Source organism: Sphingobium sp. WR1, from assembly GCF_059693745.1.
The window spans coordinates 61,398-76,339 of the sequence record NZ_JCATID010000009.1; the positions used below are offsets into that span (position 1 = coordinate 61,398).

Annotated in this window: 16 protein-coding genes; 7 read left to right on the top strand and 9 right to left on the bottom strand. The window is 65.2% G+C overall.

Annotation, left to right across the window (positions count from 1 at the left end):
• Positions 1–64: 64 nt before the first annotated feature.
• The gene (locus tag AC58EF_RS12580) at positions 65–2,122 is read right to left on the bottom strand and encodes a transglycosylase domain-containing protein (protein WP_497276650.1); all 2,058 of its coding nucleotides are present in this window, start codon (positions 2,120–2,122) and stop codon (positions 65–67) included.
• A 108-nt stretch (positions 2,123–2,230) separates the two neighbouring features.
• On the opposite strand from AC58EF_RS12580, the gene AC58EF_RS12585 reads away from it, so the two are divergent.
• Positions 2,231–2,428 carry a hypothetical protein gene (locus AC58EF_RS12585; RefSeq protein ID WP_497276651.1) on the top strand — a complete coding sequence of 66 codons (198 nt, stop codon included), beginning with the start codon at positions 2,231–2,233 and terminating at the stop codon, positions 2,426–2,428.
• Positions 2,429–2,448: 20 nt separating this feature from the next.
• On the opposite strand, the gene AC58EF_RS12590 is transcribed toward AC58EF_RS12585, so the two are convergent.
• The gene (locus AC58EF_RS12590; protein ID WP_497276652.1) at positions 2,449–3,759 is read right to left on the bottom strand and encodes an MFS transporter; all 1,311 of its coding nucleotides are present in this window, start codon (positions 3,757–3,759) and stop codon (positions 2,449–2,451) included.
• Positions 3,760–3,880: 121 nt separating this feature from the next.
• Here AC58EF_RS12590 and pgsA point away from each other — a divergent pair, with 121 nt between their 5' ends.
• The 3 genes from pgsA to AC58EF_RS12605 are packed head-to-tail and all read left to right on the top strand — an operon-like array spanning position 3,881 to position 5,161.
• A complete protein-coding gene (gene pgsA / locus AC58EF_RS12595) occupies positions 3,881–4,444 on the top strand; it encodes a CDP-diacylglycerol--glycerol-3-phosphate 3-phosphatidyltransferase (protein ID WP_497276772.1) in 564 nt (187 codons plus the stop codon).
• 22 nt (positions 4,445–4,466) lie between these two features.
• Positions 4,467–4,721, top strand: coding sequence for a molybdopterin converting factor subunit 1 (moaD, locus tag AC58EF_RS12600; RefSeq protein WP_497276653.1), 255 nt, complete (start codon positions 4,467–4,469; stop codon positions 4,719–4,721).
• Positions 4,718–5,161 carry a molybdenum cofactor biosynthesis protein MoaE gene (locus AC58EF_RS12605; protein WP_497276654.1) on the top strand — a complete coding sequence of 148 codons (444 nt, stop codon included), beginning with the start codon at positions 4,718–4,720 and terminating at the stop codon, positions 5,159–5,161. Before moaD ends, AC58EF_RS12605 begins: the two co-directional genes overlap by 4 nt.
• A 152-nt stretch (positions 5,162–5,313) precedes the next feature.
• Here AC58EF_RS12605 and AC58EF_RS12610 read toward each other — a convergent pair whose 3' ends face one another.
• The 4 genes from AC58EF_RS12610 to AC58EF_RS12625 all read right to left on the bottom strand — a co-directional run bounded on the left by AC58EF_RS12610 (position 5,314) and on the right by AC58EF_RS12625 (position 8,104).
• Positions 5,314–5,706 carry a DUF1801 domain-containing protein gene (locus AC58EF_RS12610; RefSeq protein WP_497276655.1) on the bottom strand — a complete coding sequence of 131 codons (393 nt, stop codon included), beginning with the start codon at positions 5,704–5,706 and terminating at the stop codon, positions 5,314–5,316.
• Between the two features lie 13 nt (positions 5,707–5,719).
• The gene (gene aguB / locus AC58EF_RS12615) at positions 5,720–6,568 is read right to left on the bottom strand and encodes an N-carbamoylputrescine amidase (RefSeq protein ID WP_497276656.1); all 849 of its coding nucleotides are present in this window, start codon (positions 6,566–6,568) and stop codon (positions 5,720–5,722) included.
• Between the two features lie 91 nt (positions 6,569–6,659).
• Positions 6,660–7,034, bottom strand: a complete 375-nt coding sequence (locus AC58EF_RS12620) for a DUF2501 domain-containing protein (RefSeq protein ID WP_497276657.1) — start codon at positions 7,032–7,034, stop codon at positions 6,660–6,662.
• A gap of 80 nt (positions 7,035–7,114) precedes the next feature.
• Positions 7,115–8,104: an agmatine deiminase family protein gene (locus AC58EF_RS12625; RefSeq protein ID WP_497276658.1), complete on the bottom strand. Its 990-nt coding sequence runs from the start codon at positions 8,102–8,104 to the stop codon at positions 7,115–7,117.
• 100 nt (positions 8,105–8,204) lie between these two features.
• On the opposite strand from AC58EF_RS12625, the gene AC58EF_RS12630 reads away from it, so the two are divergent.
• Positions 8,205–8,648 carry a DUF6265 family protein gene (locus tag AC58EF_RS12630; RefSeq protein ID WP_497276659.1) on the top strand — a complete coding sequence of 148 codons (444 nt, stop codon included), beginning with the start codon at positions 8,205–8,207 and terminating at the stop codon, positions 8,646–8,648.
• Between the two features lie 28 nt (positions 8,649–8,676).
• Here AC58EF_RS12630 and AC58EF_RS12635 read toward each other — a convergent pair whose 3' ends face one another.
• Positions 8,677–10,347: a M28 family metallopeptidase gene (locus AC58EF_RS12635; RefSeq protein WP_497276660.1), complete on the bottom strand. Its 1,671-nt coding sequence runs from the start codon at positions 10,345–10,347 to the stop codon at positions 8,677–8,679.
• A gap of 130 nt (positions 10,348–10,477) precedes the next feature.
• Here AC58EF_RS12635 and AC58EF_RS12640 point away from each other — a divergent pair, with 130 nt between their 5' ends.
• A complete protein-coding gene (locus AC58EF_RS12640) occupies positions 10,478–12,454 on the top strand; it encodes an alpha/beta hydrolase family protein (RefSeq protein ID WP_497276661.1) in 1,977 nt (658 codons plus the stop codon).
• 131 nt (positions 12,455–12,585) lie between these two features.
• On the opposite strand, the gene rpsD is transcribed toward AC58EF_RS12640, so the two are convergent.
• On the bottom strand, positions 12,586–13,200 hold the full coding sequence (rpsD, locus tag AC58EF_RS12645) for a 30S ribosomal protein S4 (RefSeq protein ID WP_497276662.1): 615 nt from the start codon (positions 13,198–13,200) through the stop codon (positions 12,586–12,588).
• 179 nt (positions 13,201–13,379) lie between these two features.
• Between rpsD and AC58EF_RS12650 the strand changes: the two genes are divergently transcribed.
• A complete protein-coding gene (locus tag AC58EF_RS12650) occupies positions 13,380–13,676 on the top strand; it encodes a chorismate mutase (protein ID WP_497276663.1) in 297 nt (98 codons plus the stop codon).
• A gap of 88 nt (positions 13,677–13,764) precedes the next feature.
• Here the strand turns inward: AC58EF_RS12650 and AC58EF_RS12655 are convergent, their stop codons facing one another.
• On the bottom strand, positions 13,765–14,901 hold the full coding sequence (locus AC58EF_RS12655; protein WP_497276664.1) for a pyridoxal phosphate-dependent aminotransferase: 1,137 nt from the start codon (positions 14,899–14,901) through the stop codon (positions 13,765–13,767).
• Positions 14,902–14,942 lie beyond the last annotated feature (41 nt).

Consider the following 14,942-nt stretch of genomic DNA (forward strand, 5'->3'; position numbering starts at 1 on the left):
TCGTTCGGAGACGGTTTCGAGCTGTGGAGCGGCTCCGCCTTAACCATCTTGGCCTTTGAATCGATTAGGGTCCGCCATCCTCCGCTTCGGGCTGGGTCGGCGCGATGCGCGGCGGCGGGGCGCCCTGCGGCGGCAGCGGCAGCGGCTGGTCGGACGGGATGCGGAGCTGGTTGCCGCCGATATTGACCGTCATCCCGTCCTGATCGACGCCCAGGCCGACATTGCCGATCCCCGTCTCCACCGTGACATTGGCGATGGCGTTGACCAGGTCGGGGTCCTGTTCCTCCTCGGGCACCTTCTCGACCGGCTCGTTGATCGCGCTGCGCATGAAGTTGCGCCAGATGCGCGCGGGGACGCCGCCGCCCGCTGCGCCGCCGGGCAGGGGGGCATTGTCGTCATTGCCGATCCACACCGCCGTCACCAGGCCGCCGGCATAGCCGACGAAGATGGCGTCGCGGCTGTCCTGCGTCGTGCCCGTCTTGCCGAAGGTGCTGGTGCGCAGCGCCGCCGCGCTGCCCGTGCCGCGATTGGCGGCGGAGGACAGAAGGTCGCGGATCATTTCCAGCTGGTCGTCGCTGAACTGGCGCTGGCGCTGCATCAGCTTCTCGAACCAGCCCTGTTCCTCGGGCGGCAGGCCATGGGCGATGACCGGATAGGCGCCGGCGGCGACCGACGCATAGGCCTCCGCCAGTTCGACCAGTGGAATTTCCGACGTGCCGAGCGCGAGGCTGAGATCTTCGGTCAGCGGCGCGGTGACGCCCAGGTCGCGCGCGACCTTGATGACAGTGTCGACGCCCACCTTCTGGGTCAGGCGGACGGCGGCGACGTTGCTCGACGCCGCGAAGGCCTGGCGCAGGGTGATGCGGCCGCGATATTTGCCGCCATGATTGGCCGGCCGATAGGTGCCGGTGGTGATCGGCGTGTCGTCGATCATGTCGTCCGGCGTCATCCCCGCGCGGAAGGCGGCGAGATAGACGAACAGCTTGAAGGTCGATCCGGGCTGGCGCTTGGCCTGCACCGCGCGGTTGAAGCTGCTTTTCCCGTAATTCTTGCCACCGACCATGGCGACGACGCTGCCGTCGGGCTTCATCGCCACCAGCGCCGCCTGCGCCGGTCCAAGCGGTGCGCGGCGAATCGCCGCTTCGGCGAGCCGCTGGATGCGCCAGTCGAGCGTCGTCGGCACCTCCTGCTCGCCATAGACCGCCCCGGCCCGGTCGCGCGCATGGGGCAGCACCCAATCGGCGAAATAGGTGCCGCTGGTCGGGTCGGGATCGTCATGGATGTTGAGGCGCGCGGGGGGCAGGGCGTTGCGCTCCGCCTGGCTGATATAGCCCGCCTCCACCATCGCCTGCGTCACCAGCGCGGCGCGGGTGCGCGCGCCCTTCAGGTTGCTGGTCGGCGCCAGCCGCGACGGCGCCTTGAGCAGCCCCGCCAGCATCGCGGCCTGCGGGATGGTGAGGCGATCGGGCGAGCGGTTGAAATAATGGCGCGCGGCGGCGCGCAGGCCGTATACATTGTCGCCGAAATAGACGTTGGAGAGATATCTCTCCATGATCTGGTCCTTGGTCAGCCAGGCTTCCAGCCAGATCGCGATCAGCGCCTCGCGCGCCTTGCGGCCGAAGGTGCGGTCGGCGGAGAGGAACACGCCCTTGGCGAGCTGCTGGGTGATGGTGCTGCCGCCCTGCGAGGAGCCGTCCGACCAGAGATTATGCCACAGCGCGCGCGCAATGCCGCGCGGATCGACGCCCCAATGGCTTTGGAAGCGGCGATCCTCGATCGCCATGAAGGCCTGCGGCACATGGGCGGGCAGTTCCTCCATCGTCACCGGCTTGTCGATCACCGCGCCGCGGCGGGCGATCAGATGGCCGTCCGCCGACATCAGGCTGATCGCGGGCGGGGCGATGGGCTTCAGCGATTGCGACAGCGGCGCCGTCACCGCCAGCCAGGCGATCAGGATCATCAGCACGGCCAGTCCCGCAGCGACGAGCCAGCCGAAAATCTGGAAGCGGCGGCGCCATGGCGTGGGCGGCGCGAAGGCGCTGGGCGGCCCCGCGCCGAATTCGCGCGGCGGCAGCGCATCGGGCGCGATGGGAGGGGCGGACTCGTTCATCGGTTCGGTCATGCTGTATTATTCACATCATACAGTCAAGCATGTCCCGCGCCGGGACAGGTGGAAATTAACCCGGAATGGCAGTGGCCATAATGGTAAATATTTCGTTAACCCAGCATCATGCGAAACCGCCCCCTCGTCCTCACCACCGAATCGGCCCGCCATCCCTTCCGCCAGCGGCTGCCCGCCCATGTCTTCCGGGTGGTCGATGACCGCGCGGCCCGCCGCAAGCGCGCGGTCGATGACGACAGCGACTGGAAATTGTTCGCGCTCAGCTTCTGCGCCTTCTTCACGGCCTTTTACAGCTTCATCTACTGAGGCGCTGAACGGCGCATCGCTCAATGACAGAGCGGCCCGTCGCAGGCTTTGTGCAGCTTCCACGCCATCGCCGCGCAGGGCAAAGTCAGCACAGCGACCAGCAGCAGCTGCATCACCACCGATATGCCCGCGATGCTGAGGCCGATGGCGCAAAGCGATCCCACCACCATCGCGCCCGAATTGACGATATTGTTTGCCGCCACCGTGCGCGCCGCCTCGCATTTCTCGACCGTGGTGGTGAGGAAGGCGTAGAGCGGCACGACAAACATGCCGCCGAAGGTCGCGACGCCCAGCAGGCAGAGCGACAGCGGTATCGCGAGCGGATGGGCCAGGAAGCCGCCGAGCGAGAGCATCCGCCCCTCCGGCGCGGGCGTCCACAGGTCGCATACGATGTGGAAGGCGACGATGCACAGCCCCATGCCGATCACAGATGCAGGGGCGTATTTGGCCGACACATGCCCCTGGAGCAGCCGGTTGATCGCGATCGACCCGATCGCGATGCCGATCGAGAAGATGGCGAGGAAGAGGCTGGCGACCGGCTTGTCGGCGGTCAGCACATTCTTCACCAGCGGCGGGAACTGGATGAACAGGATGGAGCCGACCGCCCAGAACAGGCTGATCGACATGATCGCCAGGAACAGGCGGCGGATATGCATCGTCCCGCGCACCAGCGCGATCGAGGATCGGATGATGTGGAAATCGATCGGCTGCTGTTCGAGCAGCGACGGGGCGGGGGGCACTTTGCGCCCGGCGACATAGCCGACCAGCGCGGTGATGATGATGGCGACCGCGGCGGCTTCGACCGGGATGATGCCGGCCAGGATGGTGCCGGCGAGAATCGCGATATAGGTGCCCGCCTCGACGAGGCCCGTGCCGCCCAGCACTTCCTCGTCATGCAGATGCTGGGGCAGGATCGCATATTTGATCGGGCCGAAGAAGGTCGAATGGACACCCATCGCGAACAAGGCGGCGAGCAGCAGCGGAATCGCCAGCGTATGGACCGCGATGCCGCTCCAGATGAGGGCGAGGCCGATGGCGCCGACCCCCATGATGGCGATCTCCGCCGCCTTGACCCAGCGGATGATCACCGCCTTGTCGCGCTGGTCGGCGAGCTGGCCGGACAAGGCCGACAGCAGGAAGAAGGGCAGGATGAACAGGCCCGTCGCCAGCGCGCTGAACCAGGTTTCCGACTTTTCGTCATTATAGACCTGATAGACGACGAACAGCACCATCGCGTTCTTGAACAGATTGTCGTTGAACGCGCCCAGCAGCTGGGTGATGAAAAGCGGCAGGAAACGGCGCTTGTTCAGGAGCCTGAGAGAGGCTTGCATGTTATAGGGGGTCTTCTTTCCCGTTAGCGACCGGGGCGGGGTCTAGCGGCTGGCATCGTCCCTGTCCAATGCTTGCATCGCCTCGCTTGTGCAGCGTCCCAGTCTGTGGCAGTTCGCGGCCATGCTGACGCTCCCCAATTTGCTGACGCTTTCGCGCATATTGACTGTGCCGTTGCTCGTCGCCCTGCTCTGGCCGGCCGATATCGGCGCCCGCTGGACCACCGGCTATGCGCTGGCGTTCGGCCTCTACTGCCTGATGGGCATCACCGACTATTTCGACGGTTATCTGGCGCGCGCGCAGGGAACGGTGTCGAAACTGGGCGTCTTTCTCGATCCCATCGCCGACAAGATCATGGTCGGCGCGGTCATCCTGATGCTCGCCGCGACGCGCGACATTGCCGGCCTGCACATCGTTGCGGCGATGATCATCCTGCTGCGGGAAATCGCCGTGTCGGGGCTGCGCGAATTTCTCGCCGGGCTTCAGGTTTCGGTGCCGGTGTCGCGCCTCGCCAAATGGAAGACGACCTTCCAGATCATTGCCCTGGGCGCGCTGATCCTGGCGGGCGCCGTGCCGCAATTCCCCCTCGTGCAGATGGTCGGCATCGTGACGCTCTGGGCCGCCGCCATCCTGACCCTGATCACCGGCTGGGACTATCTGCGCGTCGGCATCAAGCATATGGATTGATGCGATGACGCAACTGTCCCCCATGCTTAACATTGTCTATTTCGCCTGGGTCCGCGAAGCCGTGGGCCATGACGAGGAACGGGTCGACCGGCCGGGCGCTGGCGCGACGGTCGCCGATCTGGTCGCTTCGCTGGCGGCGCGGGGCGGCGGCTATGCGCAGGCGCTGGGCGATTCGACCCGGCTGCGCGCGGCCATCGACCAGCGATTCGTGCCGCTCGACACGCCGATCGGCGACGCCCGCGAAGTGGCGATCTTTCCGCCGGTGACGGGCGGATGAAGCGGGTTTCGATCCAGGCGGAGGATTTCGACGTCGCCGCCGAACTGGCGGCGCTGGAGGCGCTGGGCGGCGGCGGCGTGGCGAGCTTCACCGGCGTGGTACGCGGCGAAGGCGGGCTGGTCGCACTGGAGCTGGAACAATATCCGACGATGACGCAGGCGCAGGTCGAACGGATCGTGGACGAGGCGACGGCCCGCTGGCCGCTGCTGGGCGTCAGCGTCATCCATCGTTTCGGGCGGCTGGAGCCGGGCGCGCGCATCGTCTTCGTCAGCACCGCATCCCGCCATCGCACGGCGGCACTGGAAAGCTGCGCCTTCCTCATCGACTGGCTGAAGTCGGAGGCGCCCTTCTGGAAGAAGGAGCATTTCGCCGACGGCGCGACCCGCTGGGTCGAAGCCCGCGCCGAGGACGAAGCGAAGGCGAAGGGGTGGGACGCCTAGAGCCTGTTCCGATTCAATCTAATCGGAACAGGCTCTAGGCGGCCTGGCCGATCGGTCTGGAAGCGAAGCGGACGTCAATTGAACGTCACCCCGGCCCCTTCGGCAGGCTCAGGGCGAACGGAAGTAAGATGTCCCGATTTAACGCATTCGCTCTAACGCCTGCCCGGCTTGGCTGCATTCAGTTCCGCCGCCGCTTTTATCAGCGCCGTGAACGCCGCTTCGTCGATCCTTTCGCCTTGCTGGATATCGATCGCGCGGCGGACATTGCCGTCCAGGCTGGCGTTGAACAGGCCGGCCGGATCGTCGAGCATCGCGCCCTTGGCGAAGGTCAGCTTGACCGCGTTCTTGTAGCTTTCGCCGGTGCAGAGGATACCGTCCTTCTCCCAGACGGGCACGCCGCGCCATTTCCATGTCTCGGCGACATCGGGCACGGCCTGATGGATCAGGGCGCGGGCCTTCGCCAGCGTCTCGCCCCGCCAATCGTCCAGCGACGCGATCCGCGCGTCGATAAGGGCCGAGGGGCTGTCCGTCTCCTGATCCGCCATGCTTATGCTCCGTTCAGATATCCTGCGCGATCCGTCCATACAGCTCAGGCCGGCGGTCGCGGAAGAAGCCCATGCCGGCGCGATGGATCTTCGCCCTGGCCAGGTCCAGCGTCGCCACCAGCGCGCCGCTGTCCTTCGCACCGGCTTCGGCGGCGAAATCGCCCCATTCGTCGCTGATGAAGCTGTGGCCGTAAAATGTCTGGCCTTCCTCCTCCCCGATGCGATTGGCGGCAATCACGGGCATACAGTTGCTGACCGCGTGGCCGATCATCGCCCGGCGCCACATGCGGCTGGTGTCGAGGTCCGCGTCATAGGGTTCGGAGCCGATGGCGGTCGGGTAGAACAGCATTTCCGCGCCCATCAGCGCCATGCAGCGCGCGGTTTCGGGATACCATTGGTCCCAGCAGATGCCGACGCCGATCGTGCCGTACTTGGTGTTCCACACCTTGAAGCCGCTATTGCCGGGCCGGAAATAATATTTTTCCTCATAGCCCGGCCCATCGGGGATATGGCTCTTGCGATAGACGCCCATGATCTCGCCCTCATCGTCGATCATGGCGAGCGAGTTGTAATAATGATGGCCGTCCCGCTCGAAATAGCTGGTCGGGATATAGACGCCCAGTTCCTTCGCCAGCTTGCGCATCTCCTGCACCGCCGGATGTTCGTCGGTCGGCTGGGCGGTGTCGAACAGCGCTTCATCCTCCACACGGCAGAAATAGGGGCCTTCGAACAGTTCGGGCGGCAGGATGATCTTCGCCCCGCGCATGGCGGCCTTGCGCACATGGGTCGCGACCATGGCGATATTGTCGGTCCTATCGTCCGAAAAGGCGAGTTGCAGGGCGGCGACGGTCACGCGAGTCATTCTTCACTCCATGGCGGGAAACTGGGCGCCATATAGGGAATGTCCGCAGCACATGCCACCGGACATGATTTTGGCGGACGATATTGTCCGTTCAGATCAGCGATGTCGCGTGGCTCAACACCATGTCGCACGCCTTGGTCTTCGCCTTGGCCTTCAGGCTGTCGAGGGAAAGCGCGTTCTTGTCGGTCTTGATCGTGCCCGCCTGTCCCAGCTTGAATCCGCTCGATTCCTTGACGCCGGGCTTGCCGGTCAGCTTGCCGAGGACGGACGTGGCGCTGGTGGCGTTGACCAGCTTGTTCTTCACGCAATAGCTGAGCACGCCCGCCGCATTGCCCGCGCCCACCGAGGCGATATTGGGCAGCGCTCCCCCCATCAGTCCGCCCAGATCAGGCAGTTGCGCGGAGGAGGTGCTCGCTCCGGTCAGGATCATGAGCGTCAAGGCGGCGCGGACAGGCGTGCGGATCATGAACTTTTCTCCCTGCCCGGCGACTCCTGCCGGGCCGGGGGGAGCCTGATCCCATCCGCGCCGATGCGCAACGCCGTTCGTCAGATGAGCGACGGCATCTGCTGGCTGCAACAATGGAAGCTGCCGCCGCCCGAAAGGATGGCGTCGCTGCGCAGGCCGACAATCTCCCGCCCCGGAAAGAAGGGGCGGAAGGCGTCGAGCGCCGCCTGATCGTTGGGCCGGCCGTATATGGGGACGATGACGGCGGCGTTGCCGACATAGAAATTCAGGTAGCTGGCCGGGATCGCCTCGCCGTCCACCACCACCAGGCCGGGGGAGGGGATGTCGACCAGCTCGACGCCGAACGCCTTCGCGCGGGCGCGCGCATCGGCATAGACGGCGGCGTTGGGATCGTCCGGCGTCGTCGCGACCGGCAGCGCCAGCTTGCCCGGCGCCACGAAACGGGCGAGATTGTCGACATGGCCGTCGGTATGGTCGTTCAGCAGCCCGTCGCCCAGCCACAGCATGTCCGACAGGCCCAGCGCCCCGGCCAGCAAAGTCTCGATCTTGCCGCGATCCAGCTCCGGGTTGCGGTTCGGGTTGAGCAGGCATTGTTCGGTGGTGACGAACAGGCCGGTGCCGTCGGTGTCCACCGCGCCGCCCTCGAACACCCAATGCTGGGTCGATGTCGTCAGGCCGGTGGTCGCGGCCAGGCGCGCGCCGATATCCTCGTCGCCGGGCATCCGATATTTGCCGCCCCAGCCATTGAAGTCGAAATCGACCAGTGCTCGCCCGCCGGCGCCGTTCAACACCGCGATCGGCGCGGTGTCGCGCAGCCAGACGTCGCCCAGCTTCTGCACGACGATGACGACGTCGGGGGCGAGCAGCGCGCGGGCGGTGTCCGCATCCTCTTCATTGGCGACGACCAGCCGGACCTCTTCGCCCTTGCCGTCGGCATGGAGCGCGCTGGCGAAGGCGGCGATCTGCCGCCGGGCCTCCTCGAACGCGCCGGGCCATTCGGCGGGGTTGGTCGGAAAGCCGATCCAGGTCCAGTCGTGCGGCGCCCATTCGGCGGGCATACGGAAAGTCATGAATATCGTCCTTGCTCGGCGAGAGAGCCGATCCGTGCTAAGATGAGCTTGCGCGCTCCATAGCGTGGCGGGCGCGTCATGGACAGGGGGAGAGACGGGGATGCGAAGCCTTGCCGTTGCACTGATGCTGATGATCGGCACACCCGTCGCGCAGGCGGGGGAAATGCCCGGCTGGATGGCGGGGGCATGGATCGAGCAGCAGGGGGAAAACTGGTCGGAGGAATATTGGACGCCCGAGCGCGGCGGCCTGTTGCTGGGCGCGGCGCGCACGGGCAAGGGCGCGGTGCTGGAATTTTGGGAGCAGACCCGGATCGAGCGGGACGCTGACGGAACGATCGCCTTCTACGCCTCGCCAAGGGGTGTGTCGGTGTCGCGTTTTCCGATGGAATCGCAGGGCGCGACGGAGATCGTCTTCGCCAATGCCGCCCATGATTACCCCCAGCGCATCCGCTATTGGCGCGAGGGGCCGTTGCTCAAGGCGGAAATCTCCAAGCTGGACGGCAGCGGCTTGGAAATATGGACCTATACGCCGATGGGGGAATAGCATCGACGCATAGGTGCCTCGGGCTGTCCTACTTCCCCGCCCGGTCCTTGTCGCGGATGGCGCGGAATTCGTCGCCTTCCGTCCAGTTCGGCCAGTCGGTCGTGGTCGCCAGTTCGCGGCCGACGCCATAATAGAGCTTCAGGTCGGCCAGCACGCCGGTCCAGTCCCAATTGGGATCATATTCGTCCTTGGGACCATGATAGCGGTTCTTGGTATAATCCTCCGCCGCGGCCATGCCGGCGGCTGTGCCGCCCTTCACCAGATCCTCGCCGCCCTCGAAATAGAGCATCGGCAGGCCATGTTTGGCGAAGCTGAAATGGTCGGAACGATAGTAGAAGCCCTTTTCCGGGGTTGGTTCGAGCGTGGCGACACGGCCCTGGGCGGTCAGCGCGCGATCGAGATAGGCGTCGAGCTGCGACTTGCCCTTGCCGATCACCACGACATTCTTCGCAAGCCCCGCGACGCTGAGCGCGTCCATGTTCACGCCGCCCACCGTTTGGGCGAAGGGGAAAACCGGATTCTTGCCATAATAATCCGATCCCAGCAGCCCCGATTCCTCGCCCGTGACCGCCAGGAAGACCTGGCTGCGGTCGGTCGGCCCGGCCTTCACATTGGCCTCCGCCAGCGCCACCAGCGCGGCGGTGCCGGTGGCATTGTCCACCGCGCCGTTGCAGATGTCGTCACCGTCTGGCGCGGCCTGGCAATGGCCCAGATGGTCCCAATGCGCGCTGTAAAGCACATATTCGTCGGGCCGCGACTTGCCGGGCAGCAGCGCCACGACATTCTTCGAGCTATGTTTGCGCAGATCATTGTCGAAGGAGACGTTGGCGGACACGCCGGTCAGCGGCACGGCCTTGAAGCCCTTCTGCTTGGCCGCGGCCATCTGCGCGTCGAGGTCCAGCCCCGCGCTGGCGAAGAGCGCCGCCGCCTTGTCCTTCGTGACCCAGCCGATCGCGGCCGACTGGCCCGCATTGCCGTCGGCGCTGTCGGCGACATGCTGCGCGCCGGTCCAGCTCGACTGGACGACGTTCCAGCCATAGGCGGCGGGCACCGTGTCATGCACGATGATCGCGGCGACCGCGCCCTGCCGCGCGGCTTCCTCATATTTATAGGTCCAGCGGCCATAATAGGTCATCGCCCGGCCGTTGAAGGGACCGGTCAGCCCCTGCGTCTCATAATCCGGGTCGTTGACCAGGATGACGACCGTCTTGCCCTTCACATCCAGACCGGCATAGTCGTTCCAGCCCTTTTCCGGGGCGTTGATGCCATAGCCGACGAAGACGACGGGGCTGTTCTTCAGCGCGACATGCTTTTGCGTCGTGCGATAGGTGCCGATCACCATGTCCGGGCCATAGGCGGCGGTGACGGGCGCCTTGCCGCCGGCGAAACTGAGCGCCGAGACATTCTTCGCGGTGATCTCCACCAGCGGCACGTCCTGGAACCAGCTGCCCTTGTTGCCGGGCTTGAGGCCCAGCTTGCCGAATTCGGACGCCAGCAGGGCGAGCGTCTTTTCCTCGCCCGCCGTGCCGGGCGCGCGGCCCTCATAGGCGTCGGAGGAAAGCTCTTTCACCAGCCGCTTCATCGTCTCGATCGACGGTTCGGCGGATTTCGCGGCGGTGGGTTTGGCGCGGGCGGCGACGGCCACGACCGGCGCGGACAGGGCAAGAATGGCGGCGATCGCCGCGATGGAACTGCGCATGGGGAAACCCTTTGTTTTACGAATGCGCAGGTGATGCCATCGTGCGGGTCCAAGGGCAAGCAAGGCCGTTGCCTTTGTCCGATGCTTGGCTTAGCCCTTGATCCATTGGGGTTTTCAGGGGGAATTTGGGATGGCCTGTTGGAGTAAAGCCATATTGGTGCTGTTGGCGGCCGGCGCGGCGCAGGGCGCGCTCGCGCAGGGGCAGCCCGATGCGCTGGCCAAGGCGTTCGGCGCGCGCGAGACGGTGATTTCCGCCAGCCTCTCCCCCGACGGCCAGAAGATCGCGTTGATTGCGGCGGGCGCCGGGCGGGCGACCCGCGCCTATGTGCTGGAAGCGAAGGAGGGGGCGGAGCCCAAGGTGGTCGCTTCGACCAGCGGGAATCCGGAATATCTTCAAAATTGCGGCTGGGTCTCGGCCGATCGACTCGCCTGCCAGATTTTCGGCACCCAGCGTTACGCCGACGATGTCTACAGCTTCAGCAATATCGTCGCCGTCGACGCTGGCGGCGGCGGCGCGAAGCTGCTGAGCCAGCGGCGCGGTGCCAATGCGCTGGGCTATGATTTCCGCGGCGGCGACGTGGTCGACCTGTTGCCCGACGAGGATGGCGCGATCCTGATGACGCGATCCTATGTCCCCGAAGCCAAGATCGGCAGCCTGATCGAGAAGAAGCTGGAAGGGCTGGGCGTCGACCGGATCGACACGCGCAGCGGCGGCGCGAAACGGATCGAGACGCCGCAGCCGATGGCGATCGACTATATTTCCGACGGGCATGGCGCTGTGCGCGTGATGGGGCTGCGCGAGGCCAAGGGGTCGGGCTATGACAAGGGCACTTACAAATTCCTTTACCGGCCGCTGGGCAAGTCGGGCTGGAGCGATCTGTCCACCTATGACCAGCGCGACGATAGCGGGTTCGTCCCGATCGCGGTCGATGGGCAGAAGAATATCGTCTATGGTTTCGAAAAGACCGATGGCCGCGATGCGCTGGTGACGATCGCGCTCGATCCGGGCCTGGAAAAGAAAACCCTGTTCGCACACCCGCAAGTTGATGTCGGCGGCTTGCTCCGGGTTGGACGCGATCGGCGCGTGGTCGGCGTCAGCTATGTGGTAGAGCATCGCGAGGCCGTCTATTTTGATGAACAGGTCGCCGCTCTGGTCAAATCGCTGCGCAAGGCGCTGGGCGGCAAGGCGGTCCATATTGGTGACATGAGCAAGGATGGGCAGCGTGTGCTGGTGTGGGCCGGCAGCGATGTTGATCCGGGCCAATATTATCTGTTCGACCGGGCGGCGCACAAATTGTCGCCGATTATGCCCGATCGGCCTGAACTGGTCGGCCGCTCACTCGCGACTATGCAGTCGGTCAGCTACAAGGCCGGGGACGGCACGACGATCCCCGCCTACCTCACTTTGCCGCCGGGCAAGGAAAGCGCCAAGGGCCTGCCCGCCATCGTCATGCCCCATGGCGGTCCCGAAGCGCGCGATGAATGGGGTTTCGACTGGATGGTGCAATATTATGCCGCGCGCGGTTTTGCCGTCATTCAGCCGCAATTTCGCGGCGCGGCCGGCTTTGGCGAAAAATGGCTGATGAACAATGGCTATCGTTCCTGGCGCACGGCGATCGGCGACGTGGTCGACGCCGGGCGTTGGCTGGTGGCGCAGGGCATCGCCGATCCGGCGAGGCTGACCATCGCCGGCTGGTCCTATGGCGGCTATGCCGCGCTGCAGGCGCAGGCGGTCGACCCGACCCTGTTCAAGGCGGTCGTTGCGATCGCGCCTGTCGCCGATTTCGGCGACAGGTTGCGCCGATCGCAATATAATAGCGATTATTTGACCCAGCAGCAGCGCATGGGGACGGGGCAGGAAGCCGAAGACGCCTCGCCCGCCAACCACGCCGCTGAATTTCGCGCACCGGTGCTGATGTTCCATGGCACCAACGACAATAATGTCGACATCAGCCAGGCGAAGATCATGCAGGGCAAGCTGGAAGGCTCGGGCAAGCGCAGCCGGCTGGTCGTCTACGACGGCCTTACCCATAATCTGAACGATAGCGATATTCGCGCCGACATGCTGCAACAGAGTGCGGATTTTCTGCTGGCCGCCGGAAAATGACGAAAAAGAGGGGAAGGATGACCTTCCCGCATTTTCATTTCAGTCAGGCAAAGAAAAAGGGCGGCTCCTTGCGGGGCCGCCCTTTTCTGTAATTCTGCTTTCCGAAAACCAATCAGCTTTCCGAAAACCGATCAGCGCGAATAGAATTCGACGACCAGATTGGGTTCCATCTTCACCGGATAGGGCACTTCGTCCAGCGAGGGCACGCGGACATACGTCACCTTGGCGGCGCCGTCGGGCGACACATAGTCGGGGATGTCGCGCTCGGGCAGGCCCTGCGCTTCCAGAACCAGCGCCATTTCCTGCGCCTTCTTGCCCAGGGTGATTTCGTCGCCCGGCTTCACCAGACGCGACGCGATGTTGCACTTCACGCCGTTCACATAGATGTGGCCGTGCGACACGATCTGACGGGCCGAGAAGATGGTCGGCGCGAACTTGGCGCGATAGACGACCGCGTCCAGGCGACGCTCCAGCAGGCCGATCAGGTTCTGGCCGGTGTCGCCCTTCATGCGGCTGGCTTCGAAATAGTTCTTCTTGAACTGCTTTTCGGTGATGTCGCCATAATAGCCCTTCAGCTTCTGCTTGGCGCGCAGCTGGATGCCATAGTCGGACATTTTGCCCTTGCGGCGCTGGCCGTGCTGGCCGGGGCCATATTCACGCTTGTTGACCGGGCTCTTCGGGCGACCCCAGATATTCTCGCCCATGCGGCGGTCGAGCTTATACTTGGCGCTTGTGCGCTTCGACATGATCTTTTCCTTCGATATGCAACAACGATATTCCCGGTATCGCCTGTTATCCGTGTTTCAGGGACAGGGCCGCCGCTTCACCGGGGTGCGGGGCCAATCGCGAAGGCGCGCCTATGACGGCAAGGGGTGCGCATGTCAACCCTCGACAGGGCGGGGCGGGCGGCCTAATTCCGTCCCCCATGAACCCCGAAAGCTATAGCAGCATGGCGCAGGTGCGCGCCGGTGTCGACGCGATCGACCGCCAGCTGGTCGCCCTGCTCGACCTTCGTTTCGCCCATATGCGCGCCGCTGCGCGGATCAAGCCCGATCGCGGCGCGGTGCGCGACGAAGCGCGCAAGGCGCAGGTGATCGCCAATGCCCGCGCGGAGGCCGAACGGCTGGGCGCCCCCGCCGATGTCATCGCCGACCTGTGGGAGCAACTGGTCGAAGCCTCCATCGCCTACGAAATGGACGAGTTCGACCGGACGCGGGGGTGAGCTTCGTCATTGCGAGCGCAGCGAAGCAATCCATGGGGAGCACCGGTGGATTGCTTCGCTGCGCTCGCAATGACGAATTACCTGATTTTTACCGCCCGCCCTGCGCCTGGAACCAGGGGATCATCCGCGCGATCGCATCCTCGACCCGGTCGGTGGACACGGCGAAGCTGAAGCGGATGAAGCGATGGCCGTCGACCGGATCGAAATCGATCCCCGGCGCGGTCGCCACCCCGGTTTCGCGCAGCAGCGTCTGGCAGAAGCCGAGGCTGTCATTGGTCAGGTGGCTGATGTCGGCATAGATGTAGAAGGCGCCATCGGGCGGCGCGATGCTGGCAAGGCCCAGCGCGGGCAGGGCGTCGAGCAGCAACTGCCGGTTGCGCCGATAGCTGTCGACATGCCCCTCCAGTTCCTGCGTGCAGTCGAACGCGGTCAGCCCCGCGCGCTGCGCCAGCACCGGCGGGGTCAGGAACAGATTGCCCATCCGCGCCCGCGCCACGTCGATCAGGTCGGGCGGCACCACGATCCAGCCCAGCCGCCAGCCCGCCATGCTGTAATATTTGGAAAAGCTGTTCACGATCACCGCGTCGGGCGCATATTCCAGCATGGAGTGCGCCGGCTCGCCGAAGCTCAGGCCGTGATAGATTTCGTCGGAAATGATGCGGATGCCGCGCTCCGCGCAGACCTTCGCGATTCGCTCTAGCTCGTCGGCCGGGATGATTGTGCCGGTGGGGTTGGCGGGGCTGGCGAGGATCAGGCCATCGGGCGCGGGATCGATCCGGGCGAGCGCGTCGGCGCTGATCTGATAGCGCTCCGCCGGGCCGCAGGCGACCTCGACCGGCTCCAGATAGAGCGCCTTGAGGTTATTGCGATAGGCGACATAGCCCGGCCGCGCCGTGGCCACGCGCGCGCCGGGCCTGAACAGGCAGGTCAGCGCCAGCACGAGGCCCGGCGAAGCGCCGCAGGTCAGCAATATCTGCTCCGGGTCGACGGCGACGTCGTGCCGTTCGGCATAATGGCGGGCGATCCGCTCCTTCAGCGCCGGGCTTTCCCAATAGCCCATCGGATCGGTGTCGAGCACTTCATGCGCCACGGCGATGGCGGCGGCGGGCGCGCCGGTCGATGGCTGGCCGAATTCCATGTGCAGGATGGATCGGCCCTCGACTTCGAGGGCGTGGGCTTCGCGGCTGATGGCGATGGCGTGGAAGGGGGAGATTTCGGCTACCATGGTCGCGTGCCTATTATGCCCCGGCAACCATGTCCATGGGC

Excerpts from the sequence above, each read along its gene's own strand:
- AC58EF_RS12580 (WP_497276650.1), bottom strand. The coding sequence starts at position 2,122 with ATGACCGAACCGATGAACGAGTCCGCCCCTCCCATCGCGCCCGATGCG.
- AC58EF_RS12585 (WP_497276651.1), top strand. The coding sequence starts at position 2,231 with ATGCGAAACCGCCCCCTCGTCCTCACCACCGAATCGGCCCGCCATCCC.
- AC58EF_RS12590 (WP_497276652.1), bottom strand. The coding sequence starts at position 3,759 with ATGCAAGCCTCTCTCAGGCTCCTGAACAAGCGCCGTTTCCTGCCGCTT.
- pgsA (WP_497276772.1), top strand. The coding sequence starts at position 3,881 with ATGCTGACGCTCCCCAATTTGCTGACGCTTTCGCGCATATTGACTGTG.
- moaD (WP_497276653.1), top strand. The coding sequence starts at position 4,467 with ATGCTTAACATTGTCTATTTCGCCTGGGTCCGCGAAGCCGTGGGCCAT.
- AC58EF_RS12605 (WP_497276654.1), top strand. The coding sequence starts at position 4,718 with ATGAAGCGGGTTTCGATCCAGGCGGAGGATTTCGACGTCGCCGCCGAA.
- AC58EF_RS12610 (WP_497276655.1), bottom strand. The coding sequence starts at position 5,706 with ATGGCGGATCAGGAGACGGACAGCCCCTCGGCCCTTATCGACGCGCGG.
- aguB (WP_497276656.1), bottom strand. The coding sequence starts at position 6,568 with ATGACTCGCGTGACCGTCGCCGCCCTGCAACTCGCCTTTTCGGACGAT.
- AC58EF_RS12620 (WP_497276657.1), bottom strand. The coding sequence starts at position 7,034 with ATGATCCGCACGCCTGTCCGCGCCGCCTTGACGCTCATGATCCTGACC.
- AC58EF_RS12625 (WP_497276658.1), bottom strand. The coding sequence starts at position 8,104 with ATGACTTTCCGTATGCCCGCCGAATGGGCGCCGCACGACTGGACCTGG.
- AC58EF_RS12630 (WP_497276659.1), top strand. The coding sequence starts at position 8,205 with ATGCGAAGCCTTGCCGTTGCACTGATGCTGATGATCGGCACACCCGTC.
- AC58EF_RS12635 (WP_497276660.1), bottom strand. The coding sequence starts at position 10,347 with ATGCGCAGTTCCATCGCGGCGATCGCCGCCATTCTTGCCCTGTCCGCG.
- AC58EF_RS12640 (WP_497276661.1), top strand. The coding sequence starts at position 10,478 with ATGGCCTGTTGGAGTAAAGCCATATTGGTGCTGTTGGCGGCCGGCGCG.
- rpsD (WP_497276662.1), bottom strand. The coding sequence starts at position 13,200 with ATGTCGAAGCGCACAAGCGCCAAGTATAAGCTCGACCGCCGCATGGGC.
- AC58EF_RS12650 (WP_497276663.1), top strand. The coding sequence starts at position 13,380 with ATGAACCCCGAAAGCTATAGCAGCATGGCGCAGGTGCGCGCCGGTGTC.
- AC58EF_RS12655 (WP_497276664.1), bottom strand. The coding sequence starts at position 14,901 with ATGGTAGCCGAAATCTCCCCCTTCCACGCCATCGCCATCAGCCGCGAA.